Origin of the sequence: Flavobacterium sp. 40-81 (assembly GCF_001898245.1) — a bacterium.
Taxonomy (GTDB): Bacteria; Bacteroidota; Bacteroidia; order Flavobacteriales; family Flavobacteriaceae; genus Flavobacterium; species Flavobacterium inviolabile.
Genome location: NZ_MKTM01000007.1, coordinates 1 through 3,602 on the forward strand (window position 1 = coordinate 1; position 3,602 = coordinate 3,602).

At 30.3% G+C, this 3,602-nt stretch carries 4 protein-coding genes; 2 read left to right on the forward strand and 2 right to left on the reverse strand.

All coding sequences use genetic code 11. The annotated features are described in order from the left end of the window. Positions 1 to 949, forward strand: a 949-nt coding sequence (locus BGO42_RS01360; RefSeq protein WP_502686352.1) for an RHS repeat-associated core domain-containing protein, incomplete at its 5' end; no start/stop codon positions are given. Continuing rightward, complete coding sequence (locus BGO42_RS01365) at positions 946 to 2,001, forward strand: hypothetical protein (protein ID WP_273246538.1); 1,056 nt, start codon at positions 946 to 948, stop codon at positions 1,999 to 2,001. The genes BGO42_RS01360 and BGO42_RS01365, both read left to right, overlap by 4 nt. Positions 2,002 to 2,149: 148 nt before the next feature. On the opposite strand, the gene BGO42_RS01370 is transcribed toward BGO42_RS01365, so the two are convergent. Both BGO42_RS01370 and BGO42_RS01375 read right to left on the reverse strand, forming a co-directional pair. Further along, positions 2,150 to 2,533, reverse strand: a complete 384-nt coding sequence (locus BGO42_RS01370) for a hypothetical protein (protein ID WP_273246537.1) — start codon at positions 2,531 to 2,533, stop codon at positions 2,150 to 2,152. Between the two features lie 16 nt (positions 2,534 to 2,549). Continuing rightward, a partial coding sequence (locus tag BGO42_RS01375) for an RHS repeat-associated core domain-containing protein (RefSeq protein WP_502686353.1) occupies positions 2,550 to 3,602 on the reverse strand: 1,053 nt, incomplete at its 5' end.

The window sequence follows — 3,602 nt, forward strand, 5'->3', positions numbered from 1 at the left end:
TAACGAAAATTACCGCTATGGCTTCCAGGGACAGGAAAAAGATGATGAACTAAAAGGTGGCGAAGGGAATTCACTAAACTATACCTTTAGAATGCATGATCCTCGTGTGGGACGTTTCTTTGCGCCTGACCCGCTATTTAGAAGCTATCCTTGGAATAGCCCTTATGCTTTTAGTGAAAATCGTGTAATTGACGCAATTGAATTAGAAGGATTAGAATCTTTTAAAGTAACTAAAGAACAGGTTCCAGGAACAAGTAGCTATTCTTCAAAAGTAACTTATGATGAGCGAATTAAATTTGGTGTTATAAAAACTGTAGAATCAAATATGAAAGCTATGTCTTTTGGAGGACATGAAACAACAGGTAATATTTTATTATCGAAACAAAGAAAAAATGTTGCTTTTATTAGCTTGGGCGGAGCGCAGTTTAGTATATCCAATACTCAAAAAAACGCTAGTGGATTTTATAATCAATTCGATGAATTATTGAAAAATGAGATAAAAAACAACAAGAATTTTAATGATTCTCGTAAAGAAGTTGGTACGACTTCAACAGTAACACGGGAATATACTGTTAATTATGATATTTTTGGTAAAAATTTTTCTGCTCTAAGGGAAAGAACAGCTGAGGAGAAGATTTTGAATGTAGCTGTTACATTAGAAATAGAAATAGTTGCTGTAAATATTAAAACAGATTTTATTAATGAACTTAAAACAAATTTTGAGAAAGGTGGTTATAATGTAAAATTAATTCAAGATACTCCACTTAAAGGTTCAAATATTAATTTTGTAAATGACCCAAAAAATACTGGAGGCATCTCAGTTAATGCTACATATAGCTATGATTATAAAACTGAAATTAAAACTACGGGCGATGTGCTAAAATCAGTTACGAATGATGAAGATGGAATGGTTATTGAGAATCCTGATTATAAAAAACAAAATCCATGAGAACAATAATTAATTTTTTATTTTTATTTACCTCATTGAGTACATTATCGCAAAATGAGGATATTTTAGCTTTTGGAGAAAGATTTAAACCACTTGAATTTCCTTTGGTTTTTGATGATTTATCTGTTTTGGATATAAAAAGACACCCTGAAATTCCGTATTCACTTTTTCAAAAAATAATTATTGATGATGATGGAAGTTGTTTAATAAAAACAAATGATACTATTAATAACAAATTTTTTGCAAATGGTAAAATAAATGTATTTGATAAATACGTAGGTTTTATATTTACACATATTAGTAATTACAAAGGAAATGCAGAAACAAAAATCTATCTATCAGTATTTAATGACAACAGATTACTTAGAACTAATTTGTTAGCTAATCCTTATCCTGAAAGTGAAACAAAAATTAATAGTTTACTTTTTAAAAATATCTTTTATGAATTTAAAAATTTAAACAGTAATAACTCAGAAACCACAACCTATTCAAGGAAAGGCAAATTGTATGATGGTATGAAAAAGGAGGATGGGTTTATTTTCTCTGAAGAAGTTTTCTCTGAGGATTTTGGGACAGACTCTTTACATGCTGGAATGGATTCAATTCCCGAGAGAAACTTGAATCTAAATTTCAATAAAGATTTTTTCAAATCTAAAAAAGAATTGATACCATTAAAATATTGTTCTCCAATCTCAAATTCACAAGTGCTAACTTCTATTGATGGCTTAAAAAAGAAAAACATCAACTCTTTTTTTATTGATTCATGGAGAATAAAAGACAATAGAAAAATTATTTTTTTCATGAATGAATATGAATATGATAAATTTAAGTGTGTATCTGAGATAGGTTATTTTATTATCGATTCTAAAGGGAAAATTAAAATGAAAAAGAGTTTTGCTGAATATATTTTAAGAGATAATGGTGAAAGATTTAAAATTAAGGAAGCAAAAATCATCTCTAATTCCAAAAGACTTAAAATTATTAGTTTTGAAGCTGGTGTTAGTGAAATAGAATCTTTTGATTTGGACATGCAAGCAGAAGATGGACATTGAGCGATATTCTCCCGTTGCGCAAAGCCTCCTCACTTTGTGGAATAATACTAAAAATATAAAATCCTAACTTTTTACGGTTAGGATTTTTGTTGACACGGATTTGCAATCCGTGCTATTGAGTCATTTCGATTGTATTTAAAATATTAAACTAATAATCATCTACAATCTTATATGCCGAAATATAAACATTTTTAGATTCCATAATTAAGTGTAGCTGTTCACTTTCAGTTGATTTGGTAATCTTGATTTTAAAACTATCATTGTAAATTTTAATTTTTGATTTGATTTTAATTGAATCAAAAATTCCGTTATTTTCTACAACTTCCCAATTTGCTAATTTATCACTTTCAAAAAAATAAGAAGCATGAAACCATGCTGATTTGTCTTCACAATGGAAACCAAATGTATTAACATATAAAAATGGTAAAAAATTTTTCTGATTAACTCTGATTTCTTTTATTGACCAAGTTCCTCCTAATATTTTATCTTGATTATTTTTACAATTAGCAAATGTAAAAAGAGATAAAACCATACATAATCTAATTACTTTATTTAGTGGTCCTTGTATTGTCTTGAACCTTGACAGCTTCTTTTCTTTCATCTCTTAAACCTTCTAATCTATTCTGTTGTTTAACATCTCTTAAAGCTTTGAATATATAATTATCCATTTGTTTAGACATCCCCTCAGAAGTTAAATTATTATAAATCTCTAATCCAATTCTCCTAATTTCTTTTCCTTCATTCCCATTACCTCCAAACAATATTACATTAGCAATATCTGAAATGTCTTTATTGTTAATATTTTCTTTTGCAATTAGGCCAGTATTAATAGCTAAAGAAATAGCTCCCATCACATCATCGGCAATGAGTTTTGATTGTTCATTTATAGTTTGCTCTTCAAAAACATCTGTAAATATAGCGTAATTCTTATATATTTCTGTGCTGATGCCAATAACCAAAGCTGCACCCGCTGTACCTCTAATCGCTGGAGGAATATTTGTCGAAGGCAAATCACCAATTCTTAAATTCCTTCTGAGTGATCGTTTACTTTCCAATCCAAACTTGTTGTAACCGCTAGGAATCCTTATAGTATATGCTTCACGAGAAGGTTTAGCAGTTCCTCCTTCAGCAATAGTCCCGAAATCTGCCAATAATCCATCTAATCCAAGACCATCGGTTTTCTGAGATATTGGAGCAATTGAAAACGCCCCAATTACCTGTGAATCATAACCAAATATTTGATTACCATTAGCCCTTATCGAAACCTTCCCTTCACTATTAACTCTTTTGATAGTATTTTGAGTCATATTACTGAAATTTTGAATCTTGAGGTATACAGCTCCATCACGAAGCTCTACCATTGCCTTTTCTTTACTCAAAAATTCAAGCCCCTCTAATTCTACCCCATCGATTACGCGGTTTTCAGCAAAAGCAAAAGGAGAATTATGCGGATATTGCGAAGCCAATGGATCTAAACTTAAAAACCTTCCCACACGAGGATCATGCATTCTAAAGGTATAGTTTAGTGAATTCCCTTCGCCACCTTTTAGTTCATCATCTTTTTCCTGTCCCTGGAAGCCATAGCGGTAATTTTCGTTAGC

Coding starts and splice junctions, on each gene's coding strand:
- BGO42_RS01365 (WP_273246538.1), top strand. CDS start 946: ATGAGAACAATAATTAATTTTTTATTTTTATTTACCTCATTGAGTACA.
- BGO42_RS01370 (WP_273246537.1), bottom strand. CDS start 2,533: ATGGTTTTATCTCTTTTTACATTTGCTAATTGTAAAAATAATCAAGAT.